The organism is Pseudoduganella lutea, assembly GCF_004209755.1.
Lineage (GTDB): Bacteria > Pseudomonadota > Gammaproteobacteria > Burkholderiales > Burkholderiaceae_D > Rugamonas > Rugamonas lutea.
In genome coordinates this window covers 6,533,884-6,549,883 of sequence record NZ_CP035913.1, presented here as the reverse complement: position 1 = coordinate 6,549,883, position 16,000 = coordinate 6,533,884, and the positions used below count along the sequence as shown (strand labels likewise).

Genomic DNA, 16,000 nt, shown 5'->3' with positions numbered 1-16,000 from the left:
CATAGTCTTCAGTTGCCATCATGGACATAACTGATCTAAACGACGCGGAGTTTTCGTACTTGGTCGTATGGTTGCAGCAAGTTTCTGTCGGCCCAGGGCCGATCGATCTTTCTATGTGTCCCGCATGGCAGTTGGCTCAATCGAGGATTGCTTGTACGACGAACAGGGATCCAAAGCTTCGCCTTGTAGTAAGTAATAACTCAACTGGATGGTGATGGCGGTTGCGACTTGTCTAGATGCCCACTTTTGGACGATAGCGGTAATCGCAGACCCTTAATTTACGATGGTGCTATTCATAAGACGAGCAAGACGTTTTGCTAGATGCCTTAATGGCGCGCTTGTCCAAGGGGATAGTTCGCAATGGCAAAGCCAGCAGCGAAGAATACACAGCCTGTCAAAGACGGCAGCAATGCCAGCGGCACTGCTACTGGGAGGACCGACGAAATGACTCCCGCGCAGCAGGCTATACAGACACAGCACACGCTACCTGTCCATACCTCTGGATGATGTTGGGAAAATTCCCTCCCCTTGACCCAGCGCCGCGCCAACCCGTCCACCACGTAGGCTGTGGCGAGGAGAAACAGGCCAGGTGCCAACTGCGCCAAGACTGCGAGTCGGAAGCCCGCCAACAGTGCGAGCGCGTTGAAGGCGCGCAAATAATCGCTGTCCAGAAGTCGCCGGCTCACGGTATCGAATTGCTGTCCCGCTGCCGTCGCTACCTTGGCTTGCTGAGCAGAGCCTTCATTCATCAATGGTGCGGACACCGGACGCTCGAGCATGGCCATAGCGTCTTCCAGCGCCCGGTATGCAAGCCCCTGTCCCCAGGTGGCGCCGTGCGCGGAATACTCACTACGCACACGTTCGAAAAAGGCCGCTGGTGGCGTGACCGCAGGTAGGTACAGCACCAGCATCAACAGCGTAACCAGCGACGCAATGGCGACACACCGGATCATGGCGTCGCCTCCGCACTTTGCTTTTCATCCGATGCGCCCCCAGGATCGAGCAAGGTGAACCGTCCCTTGCACAGGTGGCCGCCGGAGACCGATGCAAAGAACTGCAGGTTGGGCAGCTTGCCCAGCAACGACATCGGCACCAACTCGTTGAACTCCTCGGCAATCTGGGTCGATTCCACCATGGTGAAGTCACCCATGTGTCCGTCACGCGCCGTGTTGCGGCCCACCTTCATATTGTGGATCGCCGTCTGGCCGAAGGTCTCATTGATGAATTCCTGCGTGGGCTGGTCCTTGGTGCGAAACGCGATCAGGTTGTTCAGGTTGCCCAGCGCCATGCGCGCTGCTTCCTGACTACCCAGGCGCTTGGCCAGGTCGGCAATGGTCTGCATGGCGACCGTGGTGTAGATGCCACCTTCGGCCCCTTTGTTCATGATCTCGATCAGCGGCTGGTTGATCACGTTCGACACCTCATCCACGAAAAGCGAAATGCGTCGATACCCGCCCAAGTTGTAGCGGATGCCGGACCGCGCGGCCAGGTCGGCCAGGCACATGGCGCCGATGGCCGACGCCACGGCGGGATCAGGCAGCGAATCGAGACACATCAGGAGCACATGGCCTCCGCGCTCGATCTTCTCCAGATTCATGATGGGCCGCTCGTCACTCGCGTCGAAGGGTTCCGGCGACAGCGAGCGCCCCAAGTCTCCCGAGGTCAGCATCGACAGGATGGGCAGCAGGTTGGCGGTGATTTTCTGGTAGTGCTCCCGGTTGTGCCGGAGCACGCGCACCTGGGAATCAATGGCCTTGTCATGGCGCGACTCGTGCACGTGGCGCTCGTAGTATTCGACGAACGCCACCAGTTCGGCACTGGCGACCGGCGATGGTGACTTGATGCTGCCTTTGCGCGCCTTTTCCAGCAACCGCACCAGGTCGGGATTGGTACGCCAGCCACGGCCAAGCAATTCCTCATAGAAGCGCTTGAGCGTTTCCTCCAGGATGGGCTCGATGCCCGCCTCGATGTATTTCGTCAGTTTCATCAGGTTCGGCCGGCGCTCCAGCCGTACCATGCCTTGCGTGACCACGTTCACGGCATCCCAGCCGAACGCCGAGAACGCACCGGCGGTGTCGGGCGGCAGGATGGACTGGATGCGCGAAGCGATCTCGGTCGGCTTTTGCCAGTTGAAGGTGAAGTCCAGACGCACGCCGCTTTCGGGGAACGCCGGGTGGAACCACAGGAAGGTATCTTCCTCGCGGTAGTCGGCGCAGGCCCGTTCCACCAGGCGCCGAAGACGTTTGGAATTCTTCGGGTCGAGGATGATCACCACATCTCCGCGCCGGATCGCCTGCGTGATCAGCCAGCCCAGGCACACGCCCTTGCCCGACTGCGTCGTGCCCACCACCACTGTCCCGCCCTCGAAATTCTGCAAGGGCCGCTTGAGCAGCATTTCCCGCCCTTCCACGCCGTGAATGTAGGGCAGCCCGATCTCGTCGTCGGCCTGCGGATTGACGACATACCCCAGCGCGCGCAATACGGGTGGTGGGATGCGCAGCTCGCGCCAGTCAGTCTTGGCAAGCTCGTATAACCGCTGCGAATGGAGCGGTTGCCATTCAAAGCCGAAGCCGATCACCACCATGTCGGGATCGGTGGTCAGCCGCGCCAGTTGCCTGGTCGTGATCATCTCCATGGCCCGTCCGGAAAGCGCCGCGCGCACGGCGATAATGCAGAGGCCCTGGCGTGTCCGCCACAAGGCCATCGGCAGCATTACCCCCAGCAGCGCCAGCCCGAGTGGCAAGGGCACCATTGCCGGCGTCAGCGCGACAATGCTTAGTCCAGCCAGGCCCCACACGGCCGCGGCCACCAGCTCCATCGGGCTGCGCCATGGCATTTCATAGCGACGCATCAGCATGGCACCCTCCTCGCGATTGCGCCGGTATCGCTACGGGCATTTCCAACCCTGCCACATATTCAGCCAGGACGTATATCCCGGCCTGCTGCTGGCCGTCGATCCGTGCCGACCGCACACCTTCGCCACTCTCGTCGGGCTCCAGCATTCCGGCATCTTGCAACGAACGGCATGCCTGCCGCGCATCGACACCCTGCTCCGCCAGCGCGGACAATGGCACAAACAGCGACCCGTCGACGACATGGCATAGCGGCTGCTCTCCGTGCAGGGTGCTAACGATGGCAGCCAGTGCGCGCGCGACCCTGCGGTTCAGGCGCATTGGCGGACGCAGCTCAGCATGCAGCGCAGCGACAGGTTCCGGGAGCCCCGGTGAATTGCCACTTACCGCCGTGGTCTTGCGCGTACCAGGCGCGGCCAGATCGCCTCCGTCCCGCCCGGCATCCGGCGGCGTCATCGCCGGTAAAGGCAATTGCGCCTGCGTGCTCCCACCGGCGGCCACTGTTCGGGCCGTGCGCTTGCGTTCTGGCTTCCTGGAGACGTCGTCCACGTAGGGTGAGTTATGCTCCACGTCCACCTCGGCAGCGGATGCGGCATGTGCTGCCTGCGCGCGCAGGGTATCGCCCGGGCGCTCCGTGACCATCGCTTCGGGCAGCGGTTGCACCACCGGCACAACATCGGCGAGCAGCAGGCCGGGTGGCGTGATGGGTATGGCATCCAGCGGCTCGGACGCTCCCGGTGGCTGGATCGCGATGATGGATGTGCCAGGTGGACGGACTGGCACGACGCCGGCAGCCACCAGGATGGCCAGTATGGCTTCGGATTTGTCTGGCGCTCCCGGCAGTTGTTCATCGGCCAGCAGGCGGATGACGTCAGCCGCGCCGTTTGGCCACACCAGAAACAGGCCGTCGGCACCGAACCAGAGGCGCGAGCGCGGTGCATTCGGCAGCCAGTTGTGGTCCGACTGCACCAGTTCACGCATGGCCTCGAGGATGTGGCGCGCCAGATGGACCGGCACCTCGTCCGGCGAAGCATCGCTGGCCGGGGCGCAACGCTCACGCTGGACCACCAGCGCCATCGCATGCCGCACCAGGCGCTCCATCACGTTGTGGTCGTGATAAGTGGCCAGGCCCGAGATCGACGCGAGCATGTTGGGCACGATGACCTCGTTGCCGAAGGCAAGGTCTTCCATGGTTGCGGGCGGAACAATCAGCGGCAGCGCATAGAGGCCGACGGCCCGGCGCTCCGGCCCAGGCAGCCATTGCACCATGAAGTGTGTGCTGCGGCGCTGGCGCAGCCAGAGCGTCAGCGGGGCAAGATACGGTTGCCAGACATGCCCCTGCGTATCGCGCACCTTGCACTGATTGAAACAGCGGTATAGCTCGCCGCACAGACCGGCGACGAAGGTGGCGCGCCGCCAGCGCGGCTCCAGCATGCGGCGGTTGGTGATGGTCTGGCGTCCGGCAAAGATCTGCGAATCGGTTGCCTGCAGCGCATAGAAAGCAGTTTCCAGCCCCAGGCGCAGGAGGCCACCTGGCCGATTGAAGTAGCTGTTCTGCGTGGCCGGTAGCGCATTCACGTAAGCGGCATAGTGGCGAATCGGCGCGAGCAAGTCAGCTTCAAACGTCGCGTTGTCGCTACCGTAGCACAGCTTGATCCGGGCGATGATGTCCTTGTGATTTGCCAGCAATTCATCGATGGAACACGCGCGGATACCTGCCTTGACGGACACTCCGTGCTCGACTGCGGGTGATGGCGCAGCATGGGCCTCGCTAGCGCCTCCGCCACGCAGCTTCGACAACAATTGCGCAATGGACATGGCTCGGCCCCAGGGGATGGCGGGCTCCTAGTATCGAGCCGCCATCTGCGGCAGTCCATGCGAAAAGGACGCGAATACCGCCCTATTTCAAGGTCAGCTTCCACCCGGCGCCACGATCGCTGGGACGACGCGCTGCCGGCGTACGAAGTAGGCCTGTATCCGGGGATCGCGCGGCATCCGGTGCAACAGGACACAGAAGATGCACCCGTTAGCCATCGGCGGCGGCGCACCGATGCCGGCCACGTACCGCGCGAGGCAGCGCGGACAACGGTGCATCGCAAGGCTGGGCTGCGTGTGCTTCCAGACGCCGCACAGCGCACTGACGAGCACGAAGGCCTTGTCGAAGGTCAGCGTGGACCGATGCGCACTGCGTTCGACAAAAAGGCGGTAGGCCGCGACCAGGGCATCGGCCGGCTGGCATCGTTGCAGCTCCATCAGCGCGGTGAAGATGTTGGCGAATTCGGAGCCCTCGGCGCGCAGACAAACATTGCCGTTGAATAGCCAGTCGCTGGAATCGGGACGACGGCCAATGGCGGCACGTTCCTTGCGGTAGAAATAAGTTCGCAGCGTCGCTTGGCTCAGTCCCGTGACGTCGGCCACGGTCCCGAAGCGCGCTCCCAGTGCAATACACTCACGGGCCAACTGCAACGCCCGGATGTGCGTGTCGGCATCGGTCGCAGCCATGATGCGGTTCAGAAGGTGGCGGTATTGGTTTGCCCCGCAGGCATGCCGGCGGCATTCTGTCCTACTCCCGCGGTGCACAACATGCCTGCCAAGCTGCGCGGGGCCTTCAACAAAGCTGCAAGATTGGCGATCGGCCGACACAGGCTCTCCTGGGTGACGCTCTGCGCCAGGGTGCTCAATTCCCGCACGCTCATGGTCGGCAGGATGGCGGCGCTGTCGGGATCCAGATGGAACGTGTAACTGGCGGTGAGCCGGTCCTGCTTGAGGGCGGCCTGGACGATCAACAGGTAGTCGAGGTTCAACTGCTGTACATCCGATAGGTGTGGGGCGTTGTCCATGATGGTTACTCCGTAATGCCCCAGGACCGGGGCGTGGTCGCATCTAAGATTCGGTAGCAACAGCACGGGGGCTGGCGCTGTGCGATGCAGCAGTGGCCGCCTATCGCGAAGCAGGCTACACCGCACCTTCAGGCGCGTCAACAGCAATTGCTATCGCTACTCGTGTGAAAAAGCTTGAGGGATTGACTTTATTGTTCACTTAGGTGGATGCTATAAGCCGTGTACCTAACTTAACTATAATTTTGCTAGCGTGAGCAGCTGCTAGCATTTCATGCGCTCTTTTCCTCGATCCACGACAAACTTACCAATCCATGGAACCTGACCAGCGTAGTGTTCCGCTTACCCGACAGCAGGCGCAGCTATTAGATTTAAGGCTCATTCCAGGTCTACGTGACCGACTTGTCGCTGAGTTAGATGCCCGCCACGTCTCATCGCACGAATTCGTCCTATTCCTTCACCGTCTAACTGGTCGCGCCAAGCAGACCGTGGCACGCTGGATCGATGCCGATCATCCCGGATTGCCGGACCCGGCTTCGCTGGCCGTGCTGTCGCTGCAGCTGGACGTCGATACGGGCTGGCTCCTGGGACTGACCAGCCGACGCCTGCCTTTCGCGGTCGATCGCCTGCCATTGCAACTACTTCAGCAACTGCCCTCGTCGCCTTCCCGGCCCGCCTGGTTCGGTGCAGTAGCCGACAAGACGGCCGTCGCCAGTGGGCTAGCCATGGCCATCATGCACGGCCACGACATGGCGCCCCGGATACTGCACGGCAGCCCTTACTTCTACGATCCTACCCAGAACCGGATCGCCTGCAACGGCGTGTATGTGCTCGAATATCTCGGCCAGACCATCGTCCGCCACGTTGAACTGCAGGTCGGTGCCGGCCTGCTGCTACGCTGCGAAAACACCCAGTACGGTGACGTCCTGGTGGATGAAGCCGCGCTGCGTGCGGAAGACGGTGTGCGCGTGCGTGGCCGGGTTACCCTGGCCATCAACGTCTGCGACTTCTGAAGCACATTCTTCGACGCCGATTGGGTTGTCCCTGGCGCCGCACGGCGCTCGCGCGCCGTTGGCTCCAGGGACTTCCCTCCGCTGTCAAACCGCCTCGGCGATCTGCTTCCATTCGCCGCTGGACAGCTCCAGCAATTTGCCGCCCAGCTCTTCGAATTCAGTGGCGCGGTCATAGCACGCCACTTCCTGCGAATAGCCGGTGACGGCATTGACCAGGCCGTACCCGGTCAATTCATGCTCTTCGAACAGGTGCCGCAGTACGCCGGCGCTTTCGGCCTCGTTCAGCGCATACCGGTTGGCCAGCACCTCGACCGCTTTTACCGGATTACCGACCATCTTGATGCCGATCGTCCTGCGGAACTTCTCCGACAGCAGGTCGAAGGTCGCCTCCGACACAGCCGTCTTCACCAGGTCCCGTACTTTGAGGAAGATGGCCTTGTCATCAGCCTCCAGCGTATCGTCCTGGTAGACCAGCACTTCGTCGTCATCCGCGACCAAGTTACGGCCCGCATGGTTCTTGCGCATGCTGCGGTCCTGGACAATCAGACCATTGCTGCACACCAAGCGGAACAGCAGCGGTTCGACCCGCAGCGTACCGCAACCGATCTCCGAATTGCTGACGATGACGCCGGCCTGCACCACATCGCCCGGCTTCACCTCGCATTGGATCTTCGAACTGACCACCTTGATGTACAGCTTCTTGGCGGTTAGTTCGACCGACTCGAAACGCGCACCAGGCAGTTCCTGCAACACCGGCACAATGCTTTTTGCCAGATCAAAGTTGTCGAGCCGGCGATAGCGCGTGGACAGGAATGCGCGGGCATAACCGTCCAGCGTGCGCACCAGATAGCTGTCCGGTACATTCACCTTGAGCCAGCCATTGACGTTCTGGTCCAGCAGTTCGGGGTGGTACTCGCGCATGCGCTTGAAGTACGACAAGGGAATGTCGAGCTTCTTGGCCAGCTGGCCACACACGAAATCGTCCAACGGATAACGCACTTCGCCACCGGCCTCGTCGATCACCAGGCGAAACTGCCCAGAGGGTAAGGTGGAGGCGTGCATTTTTTTGGCCGGCACGATCAGATCACGCTTGGCCGCAGCCTGGCGTTCCAGTTCAGCTGCCAGGTCCATCAAGGTGCATCCTGCTTTCATGATATTTCTCCAGTCATCAAAACGCGGACGGACCATCCCTGCCGGGGACGGTCCCCGCAGGGTTGAACAACACGGCATCGCTGCCGCACCGGCGCCTGTGCGCCGAACCAATGGCCTTGCGGCCCCTACCACTACTTCCACAACATAACTACGCGGCCAGCTCTTCGTGCGTGGCGTGACGCTCGGACACGTTCGCCCAATCGGCACCGGCACGACGGGGGATAAACACTTCGGCCTGACGGCCTTCCCCATGGCGACAGCACTTCATGTAGCGCCTTGCCAAGCCATATGCAGCGGCCTGGCCGTCGAACATGGCGTCGGCATCGTTGTCACCGTAGATGCGCAGCCGCGTGACCTGGTCCGGAATCCAGATGCGTTCCAGATTGCTCGCGCAAATGCCCACCCACACGGGATGTCCCGTGCGCTTCTGGATCGCCAGGCCGGTCTCGACGCCCTCGCAAACGGACAGCTCGCCAGCCGGCTCGCCCAATCGGATGGCAGCGCCATTCACGCCACCGCACAACAGCTTCTTGGACTCCGCCCCCAACGCCTTGCGACCGTCCTGCAGGTAGGTGCGCAGCAGTGAAACCACTTGCCCACCCTGGTCCTGCACGACTGCCACCATTGCCGGGTAATGACGTACGAGCTTCGGCTTGCCGCTGGATGGATCGAGCTCGTAGTAGCCAAGGGCCGGATGCATGCGCAGCGTGTCCGGATAACCGTCCATGCCCACGCCACGAAACCGCAAATAGCGGTCAACCTCGTCACCTGCCGTGATCGGGCGTGAGTCGGACAGGATGCGATGCAGTAGCCTTCTGGCATCCTTGACCGGCCCGGGCGTTTGCAATGGCGCCGGCAGCAGCCCAAGACTCTGCTCGATGCGGTGCAATGCCGTCCCGGCGTTCCAACCGAAGTAGCCCATCAGCAGCTTGAAACCGCCGCCGGCGCCACAGGCGCGGCACACGTAATTGCCGTCGCCAAACTTGTCGGTGTATTGGAACCGGTCGGTACCGCCACAACCCGCGAGCGGGCATGGCTGGTTGCGCCGGTTCAGCACTTTCTCGTCCACGCCAAGCGTCCGCAGCAACGGCGTCCAGCGCCCGAAGGCACTGGCGCGCGCGGCCTGGAACCGCCGTTCGAATTCTTCCTGTTCGGGTGTCATGGCGCCTCCTGTTCGTCAAGCGGCTTCCGGCTTGGAAAACAGGTCACCACGTTCCTCGTGCAGGCGAATCTGTTCGTTAATCCACTGCGGATTGGCCGCCAGGCGATCGGCGACCCATTCCGGGTTGGACATCACTGCTTGCCGCACCCATACGGGATAGCAAGCGAGGGATGCCTCGAACCAGCGCCGCAGATGCGCGGCAATCCAGCGGCGTACCTCCTCCGGATCGCAGGCGCCGATAAAGGGCAGCCGCGAAAGAGGACTGCACGCCGCCACGCGCATGCAATTGACGAACGAGAAAGGCTGCCGATCGCGCACGGGGTCGGTGAACACCCAGCGCACCAGCTCGAACTTCTCGGCCAATGGCGTACTCGGAATCTCCAGCAGGCGCACCTTGCGTAACAGCCACCAGTGCAAACCAATCACGTCCTCTTCGCTAAATTCCTCGACAGGTCCATCGTCCAACAGGTCCCATGATGTGCTTGCGCACCGGGATGAATCGGCATCTTCGCTCAGGGAATCTTCCATGATTGCCTCCGTAAAAAAATAAACGGGACAATCGCCCGCATGGGACGTTGTCCCATGGGGAGTGACAGGGGTTGGTTACCCTTCATTGACATGCTGGCTGTGCTGCCACGGCGGAACCGTGTTCGATGGGCTGCCAGCTACCATCGGAAAAAATCATTCGGCACGCAGATGGCGCCGTTCGAATGCACTGTAGGCGGCGAACCGTCCGAAGTCAAATGCGGCGTAGCGCATTCATGCCAGAACGCGCGCGCTGCAGTGACAAGCGGCGCCAACGCGGAAATGGCCCCTATTTCTGTGGCATTTCGATTTGGGATGATGGGCGCCGCGCGCTATGCTCCGGCGGGACCGCACTCTCCCGAGGGAATATGATGAACGCGCATACCGACACCCCGGTACTCGTCGGTGCCAACCATGGTGCCACCAACCTCAAGCTGCTGGCGCGCCAGGCTGCCGCGAAGACGGACCGCATCGAATCGGCCAGCAGGAAGATTGGCGTAACGCTCTACAGCCCCGAGGGCAAGCGCCTATACCTGCGCTGCTTCGAGATCAGCCAGATCAACTTCCACTACATCACTGTGTTCGCGCGAATGAAGGTCGCCGACAGTGAGGTGGAGCGCATTGAGCAGGAATTGCGGACCATGCTCGATAGCCGGCTCAAGCGCCTGAATAAGGCCCTGGTGGATGCGGAGGCAAAGTGCACAGCGAATGGCATCAGCCAGCTTGCGACCTATGACGTGGAACCGCTGGCCTTCGACGCAAAGGTCTTCTCAATGCTGGACCGCCGGCTCCTGGAACTGATCGAGAAGGTTGACCAACTCATGCCAATGCTGGAAACGTTGTGCATCGACGAAGTGATCACACCAAGCCAACTGCTCATCGAAAAATCGCGGAACAAAAATGCTGTGCGTGGCGCGACGAAGGCTATTCGCATCGTCCGGGCCTCCCTGGAGCGGAAGGCGAATACGCCAACGCCCATTACTGCACCGAGTCCTCTCGCTGCATCGGATGAAAACAGCAATGACCCTGTGACCGACCTGGTAGACGCAGCCGCCGAGCATCACTAAGCTACAGGTTTTCTGTCGATGCAAAATGATCCACAAGCATTTGACACGCCTTGAGATGTCAACTACATTGATCTGGCAGCAGCTGGCCCTGAAGTAGTTGGCGAGCCTTGAATTACTGAAGCATATTGCAGATTTCCAGCCGAGCATCCTCGCATTCGCGACCAGCCTCGGACTCATCCTGCAGCTCTTATTTTCATATCCGGGTGGCGGAAACACGCGTCATGCAGCGTTGTGTCTCGCCTCCTCTCCGCCATGGACTGAACACCTCAGTCGGCACAATCCCTATCAACTCGATCCGAGTGCGGCACAGGCCCCGCCATTGGATCTATTTCGAAGGAGTGCATCATGCTCGAGACCCGGAAATTCCTGCGCTTGCCCGCAGTGATCGAGGCCACCGGATGGTCTCGCGCCACAATATGGCGCAAAGTGAAGTCGGGTGTATTGCCGGCGCCGATTCCAATCGGCCCCCGATCTGTTGTTTGGGACGCAGCGGAAATCGCACAATGGCAACAGCGTTGTATTGATATCAGCCGTGGCGCTGGCTGATCGAACGCTCCAGTCACTGGTTTAGGAAGGACCTGAGGAAAGCACATGCATCCGACATGGCGATCGGCGTGCAAGCGCGGAGCGTCACTGCAAGACAGGCCCCTCACTGTTTTCGCCCAGGCGCCGGTACAGCGGCAGGGACATGTAACTCAACGGTTACCTTATGAGTTATCGGGTGCTAGGCCAAAGACCGCGTTCAAAGACGTGAAATGCTGGACGGGCCAATGGGCCATGGCCTTCTCCGCAAGAAAGAGACTGCCGCGGGCACACTGCGCAAGCGGCAGCAAGACGTAGCGACCGAGACGCTGGTTCGCCCCATCGAGCATGCCGCACAGGACGAAATCAGCAGGTTCGCCTTCCTGCGCCGGTATGCGCCAGCGAAGCTGCGTATCGGGATAGCATCGGCACGATGCCACCGACAGCCTAACGCGCAAGCGATCATTGAGTATCAGTACGTTCCAGGCACGGCAACACGACACCGCAGCACCGGCGCGCTCTGCGCAGGCATGTGCCTGGTCGCGTAAGGCCAAAATGAGTGCGCGCGCAGAGCGTACGCCCAGGCAACCAGACTGCGTGCGCTGGTCAGGCAGCCCCGCGGCTGCATATGCCTGGATGTAGCCGCCGAACATAGCCTGCACAGTGGTCTTCCCTGGCAAACCGGCGGCGCGGCACAACCGTACATTGATCGTTCCATACTGCCGAACGATGGCGCGCATTCCATTGAGGATGGACTCCCGGTCCGGACCCGACGAACGCTGCGCGCGTGCCGACATCGCCGCATCGAAGGTGGCACGGCTGACCATGGGCATGAGCGCGCTGTCGCAACGCACCCACGCACTGGCTGGGTTAGCGGCGACCGGTGTGCGCAGCCTGCGCGTCGTGCGGTTGAACACGAGTTCACCACAGTACTTTTCGCTGGTAAGGATACGCCGCACGGTCGCCGCGTCCCACGGCTTGCCCAGATGATTGACGCGGCCTTCGGCGCGAAGGCGCGCGGCGATCGCACTGTCGCCCATGCTCTGCTTCAAGTACATCGCATAGATTCGACGTACCAAGCGTATATCGGCCTCAGTGGTCGGCGCCAACGCGACCCGGTCGGTCACCGCCGGCTTGCGTTCGCCGTCCCGCAGCGACGAGCGGTGCGTGCCGTTGGCCGTTACCGGCACGCGGCACAAGCCGAAACCCGGCAGACCGCCCTGCTTAAATCCCATACGCGAAAAGCGGCATTGCGCCTGCCACACCTTGGCAGATAGTTCCCGGCTGTATTCGGCGGCCATGATGCGTTTCACGCTCTTAACCAGGGCCTGCATCGGCGAGCCGTCATCGCTAAAGGGCTCCGCGCAATACAAGACCGTGACACCGGCACGCCGACACAGGTACTCGTAAAACGCACTTTCGTCGACATCCTGGAAGCGCCCCCAGCGACTGATGTCGTAAACCACGATCGCACGAAACAGGCATGGCTGCGCGGTCGCCGCCGTGAGCAACGCCTGCAGGCCAGGGCGCTGTTGCAATGTCAGGCCAGTACGGCCTTCGTCCACAAACGTACGCATTACCGTCATGGCGCGCGCCTGCGTGTACTGATTGATCGCGTCGAGTTGATGCTGGATGGAATGGTCTTGGGTTTCGGTCGACATGCGCGCATAGGCCGCAACCGGCATGGCATCGGCGGACGAACCGTTGACAGATGAGTTCATCGTCTACTCCCTATGGAACAGTTGGACTACGATGCCTGCTCAATCAGCACGCGGCCTGGACAGGCGAAGTTGCTGTCATTTGCGCCGGGCGAGCATCGTGCTCGTCAATGCAAGGGGCGCGAGTGCACACGGATTTTCGTACCACTGTTGTGTTGCGAGCGATGTCTTAGCGGACATCAGATCCGCCGATCGCGTCCGGCCCAAGGATGCGCCCCAGCCGCCGACTCGGTCTCCACCGTCCTAGTGCGGTAGGGATGTCGAAGGCCCACCATTTTGGCCGCTGCCACCGATGCGGACCGGCCGATGCACATGACAGAGCAAGCGCGGCGTTGCCGTCGCCGACGACGCTCAGCGCCCCCAAGCTGGCGAGGTGCATGCCCGGTTCCGCGCAGACCGCGCTGAGACTGCCGCTTGGTCGAGAACGCTCAGCACAACCTGGCCGCACCTGAGCGCAAGTGATTGTTAAACGCGGCGCCTTCACCCTACGTAAGCGCGCGTTATGATCCTGTTCTGGTGGCGCGTCTCAGATAGACTGGATCACTCGCCTCGACCAGCACTGTTTGATGTCAGGATACGTCAAAAGGATGGCCGACAATAGCGATAATGGTGTCGACGATTTCCGCTGCGGCGTCGTTGATGGAGCCATTAAGGTATGCTCGTGTCAGACAGTCCTCTTTTCATCGTTGACTACGCATGGCTCGCCGCGAGACCTTCACATTTTTTCGGTCGTCAAACGAAAGGGACGATGCAAGTAATTTGATCGGTGACGAGCATCCCGACGAGTAGAAGCCACCGGACGTATCCCTAACAGATTGGAGGTTGGGGCACGTTTGTGGGACGCTCCGGGAATCGCACAGGCAAACTTGGATTTCCCTAGCAGATTCAGAGGCTTAACGAAATTTATCAGCAGACGTTGTCGCTGCTGATGGTGGATGTGGACAATTTCAAGCAGTACAACGACGCGTACGGCCACGTTGGGGGCGATGCATGCCTGCAGCGAATCTCCGGCGCAGTGGCGAAGGAAATGCGGGCGAACGACCTGGTGGCGCGCTATGGCGGCGAGGAATTCGCCGTCATCCTGCCGAACCAGTCGCTGAAAGGCGCGGCCATCGTCGCCGAGCGGATCCGATGCCGCGTCGAGGCGCTGCACTTGCCGAACCTGGGCGCGGCCAAGCAGTTCGTGACCGTCAGCATCGGGGCCGCAACCGCATTGCCCGGGCCGGAATTCGACCCGTCGCAGCTGCTGGCGACGGCCGATGCGGCGCTGTACCGCGCCAAGCACATGGGGCGCAACCGCATCAGCCTGACGCGCGAGGCCGCGGATATGGCGTGATCAGGCGTAGGGAAGGTAGTCGATGCCGTCGCTTATCGCACCGACCAGCGTTGCCCGGAACTCGGCCGATTCCGAGAACCCGGTGAGCACGTCGCCGCGTGCCGCACCACGGTCCAGTACCTCGAGCCAATAGGCATACCCGGCCGCGTCATATTCACGGTCGAGCACGTTTATATACAGTCGCGTCAGGAAGCCGGCATTGTCGAGCGTGCCATACAGCGCGCCGAATTCGGGGCTCTGTGCAAATGCCTGGGCCACATTGCCGAGCGCCAGGCCGTTGTCGGCGCCCGCCAGCCAAAATCCCAGCCCAGCCTGGTCGGGGGCGCGGCCAAACGCCGCTTCATACAGGCGGTACAGCTGGCCCGGCGCGCCATCGACATCCAGCGCCACCGAAGCATCGGCAAACTGCACGCGCTCCACGTCGACGACAACGTCGACGGTTCCCGAAGCCGTGCCGGTAACCGTGTAGCCGTCGCCATCGGCCTGTACCTGGTATCCGGCACGCGCGCCGGCAAAAATCACCATGTCGCGTCCGCCCCCGCCATCGATGCGGGCGCTGCCCGACGGTGCGATGATGATGTCGTTGCCATCGGTGACGCCGGCACCGAACGCATCGATGCCCAGCGTGCGGTCGGCGAAGCGCAGATACTCGATGCCGGACAGGATATCCGCGCCTTCGCCGGTGACGGTCAGCGTATCGCCCTCGCGCAAGACGCGGTAGGCCGCATAGTCGTTCGCGAAGACGACCGTGTCCTGCCCTGCTCCGCCGGCGATCGTGTCGCTGCCGGCGCCCTGGTGGAACGTGTCGACGCCGATGCCACCCGCCAGGTGGTTGCCGGCGCTGTTTGCGTAAAACGTCGTACCGCCCGCGCCGCCGATCGCGTTCTCGATCGTGACGTTGTAGGCGATCGAGACATTGTTCAAGCCGCGTGCCGTTTCGCTGAACGCACCGGCATTGAGGTTGATGACGGAGGGACCGGTACAGGCGGCGAAATCCACCGTATCGGTGCCGCCCGCATCCCAGATGCACAGTGGCGCCGTGGCGTTGCTGGCCACGTAGCTGTCGTCGCCGGCACGGTGGCGCATGTTCGCGCCGTACAAGTACTGGATGGCCTGGATGTCGTACAGCATGGCCGTGGTCGCGTAGCTGCGGTTGATGGCATAGCTGCTCGGGTCGTTGTACGACATCTGCGTGTAGTCGTTGTTGTCGGTTGCGCGCGGCAGGAACGGCCCCGCGACCCCATTGCCGGCGGAGTCGTAGTCGCCCGGATGCTTGAGACCCAGCAAGTGGCCGATTTCGTGCAGCACCACCCATGGGCCGTAGGTGCCCGGCGTGAAGATGCTGTTGTAGGCGGAGGTGTGATCCAGATACATGCTCAGCATGCTCACGCCCGCTTTCGGCAGGTAGGCGTAGCCACTGCTGCCATCCTGTTCATTCGTGCCGAAACGGAGGTTGCCCGAATCGGCAGCCACTTCGACGAAGGTGATGTCGGCAACCGACGCCCATATCCCCATGGCCTCGCGCACGGCGGCCTGCTGCGCCGTCGACATCGGCTGGAAGCCGTTGCGGTCGTCGGCGCTGGCGCCCGCTGGCGCACGCGTCAGAAAGCCATAGGTCAGCGTGACAGGAGTTTGCGCTGTACTGTTCCAGCTGCCGTAGACAAGGGCATCGATGGCGTTGTTGCCGGTGGCAAGGCTCATGGCGGGTCCGCGATGGAGAACGGTGGGTCGGATGGTAGCACGGCCCACACACGGCAGCGGCGGTACGGCACCGCCCGCGATGGTAGCATCCCAGCGCCATAGTTGCCAATTGGCA

The 16,000-nt window shown here is 61.8% G+C and carries 13 protein-coding genes and 1 pseudogene; 4 read left to right on the top strand and 10 right to left on the bottom strand.

Annotated features, from left to right (window positions below; all coding sequences use genetic code 11):
- Positions 1-326: 326 nt before the first annotated feature.
- The 5 genes from EWM63_RS27585 to EWM63_RS27565 form a co-directional block, all read right to left on the bottom strand.
- Positions 327-953, bottom strand: a complete 627-nt coding sequence (locus EWM63_RS27585) for an IncC plasmid conjugative DNA transfer DtrJ family protein (protein WP_130189384.1) — start codon at positions 951-953, stop codon at positions 327-329.
- Entirely contained in the window at positions 950-2,857 is a 1,908-nt protein-coding gene (traD, locus tag EWM63_RS27580; RefSeq protein ID WP_130189383.1) for a conjugative transfer system coupling protein TraD, read from the bottom strand. The genes EWM63_RS27585 and traD overlap by 4 nt, the downstream gene beginning before the upstream one ends.
- On the bottom strand, positions 2,838-4,670 hold the full coding sequence (gene mobH / locus EWM63_RS27575) for a MobH family relaxase (RefSeq protein ID WP_130189382.1): 1,833 nt from the start codon (positions 4,668-4,670) through the stop codon (positions 2,838-2,840). The genes traD and mobH overlap by 20 nt, the downstream gene beginning before the upstream one ends.
- Before the next feature lie 93 nt (positions 4,671-4,763).
- On the bottom strand, positions 4,764-5,354 hold the full coding sequence (locus EWM63_RS27570) for a FlhC family transcriptional regulator (protein ID WP_130189381.1): 591 nt from the start codon (positions 5,352-5,354) through the stop codon (positions 4,764-4,766).
- Between the two features lie 8 nt (positions 5,355-5,362).
- On the bottom strand, positions 5,363-5,692 hold the full coding sequence (locus EWM63_RS27565; RefSeq protein ID WP_130189380.1) for a flagellar transcriptional regulator FlhD: 330 nt from the start codon (positions 5,690-5,692) through the stop codon (positions 5,363-5,365).
- Between the two features lie 485 nt (positions 5,693-6,177).
- Here EWM63_RS27565 and EWM63_RS27560 point away from each other — a divergent pair, with 485 nt between their 5' ends.
- The gene (locus tag EWM63_RS27560; RefSeq protein ID WP_130189379.1) at positions 6,178-6,702 is read left to right on the top strand and encodes a S24 family peptidase; all 525 of its coding nucleotides are present in this window, start codon (positions 6,178-6,180) and stop codon (positions 6,700-6,702) included.
- A gap of 84 nt (positions 6,703-6,786) precedes the next feature.
- On the opposite strand, the gene EWM63_RS27555 is transcribed toward EWM63_RS27560, so the two are convergent.
- The 3 genes from EWM63_RS27555 to EWM63_RS27545 form a co-directional block, all read right to left on the bottom strand.
- Positions 6,787-7,854: a DUF932 domain-containing protein gene (locus EWM63_RS27555; RefSeq protein WP_130189378.1), complete on the bottom strand. Its 1,068-nt coding sequence runs from the start codon at positions 7,852-7,854 to the stop codon at positions 6,787-6,789.
- Between the two features lie 148 nt (positions 7,855-8,002).
- Positions 8,003-9,016 (bottom strand): DUF7146 domain-containing protein, encoded by a 1,014-nt coding sequence (locus EWM63_RS27550; RefSeq protein ID WP_130189377.1) that lies wholly within the window; start codon positions 9,014-9,016, stop codon positions 8,003-8,005.
- 15 nt (positions 9,017-9,031) lie between these two features.
- On the bottom strand, positions 9,032-9,544 hold the full coding sequence (locus tag EWM63_RS27545) for a hypothetical protein (protein ID WP_130189376.1): 513 nt from the start codon (positions 9,542-9,544) through the stop codon (positions 9,032-9,034).
- 365 nt (positions 9,545-9,909) lie between these two features.
- On the opposite strand from EWM63_RS27545, the gene EWM63_RS27540 reads away from it, so the two are divergent.
- Positions 9,910-10,608 carry a hypothetical protein gene (locus EWM63_RS27540; RefSeq protein ID WP_130189375.1) on the top strand — a complete coding sequence of 233 codons (699 nt, stop codon included), beginning with the start codon at positions 9,910-9,912 and terminating at the stop codon, positions 10,606-10,608.
- Positions 10,609-10,953: 345 nt separating this feature from the next.
- Positions 10,954-11,154 carry a helix-turn-helix transcriptional regulator gene (locus EWM63_RS27535; RefSeq protein ID WP_130189374.1) on the top strand — a complete coding sequence of 67 codons (201 nt, stop codon included), beginning with the start codon at positions 10,954-10,956 and terminating at the stop codon, positions 11,152-11,154.
- A gap of 161 nt (positions 11,155-11,315) precedes the next feature.
- Here the strand turns inward: EWM63_RS27535 and EWM63_RS27530 are convergent, their stop codons facing one another.
- Positions 11,316-12,851 (bottom strand): recombinase family protein, encoded by a 1,536-nt coding sequence (locus tag EWM63_RS27530; RefSeq protein ID WP_130189373.1) that lies wholly within the window; start codon positions 12,849-12,851, stop codon positions 11,316-11,318.
- 901 nt (positions 12,852-13,752) lie between these two features.
- On the opposite strand from EWM63_RS27530, the pseudogene EWM63_RS27525 reads away from it, so the two are divergent.
- Positions 13,753-14,184, top strand: a pseudogene (locus EWM63_RS27525) (GGDEF domain-containing protein); the annotation flags it as partial.
- Here the strand turns inward: EWM63_RS27525 and EWM63_RS27520 are convergent.
- Positions 14,185-15,885 carry a DUF4214 domain-containing protein gene (locus EWM63_RS27520; protein ID WP_130189372.1) on the bottom strand — a complete coding sequence of 567 codons (1,701 nt, stop codon included), beginning with the start codon at positions 15,883-15,885 and terminating at the stop codon, positions 14,185-14,187. It abuts the pseudogene before it with no gap.
- Positions 15,886-16,000 lie beyond the last annotated feature (115 nt).